Annotated in this window: 1 protein-coding gene; it reads right to left on the reverse strand. The window is 64.6% G+C overall.

The window, feature by feature from the left end; all coding sequences use genetic code 11:
- Positions 1 to 274: LysR substrate-binding domain-containing protein (locus FS767_RS22250; RefSeq protein WP_218571748.1), on the reverse strand; the 274-nt coding region annotated here is incomplete at both ends.

The following is a 274-nucleotide window of genomic DNA, read 5'->3' on the forward strand; positions in this document are numbered from 1 at the left end:
TGGCGAGGGGTACGCTGGTGACCTCGGGCGCCGTGAAGGTGTCCGGTATCACGATGAGGTCGACCAGATCGTCCATCAGCCGCTCGTGCAGATTGCGACTCATGTCGACTTCCGGCTCCACCGTAAGCCCGGGGAAGTCGGCGACCAGGCGCGTGACCAGGCGCGGTAGCCAGGTCCAGGCGGTAAGTTCGGTAACGCCCAGTCGCAGACGGCGGGTGGTGACGTGCTTGCCGTCCTTGAGCGAGGTGATGCGCTCGTTCAGATCGAGCATCTC

Source organism: Pseudomonas sp. DE0010 (assembly GCF_007680745.1).
GTDB lineage: Bacteria > Pseudomonadota > Gammaproteobacteria > Pseudomonadales > Pseudomonadaceae > Aquipseudomonas > Aquipseudomonas parafulva_B.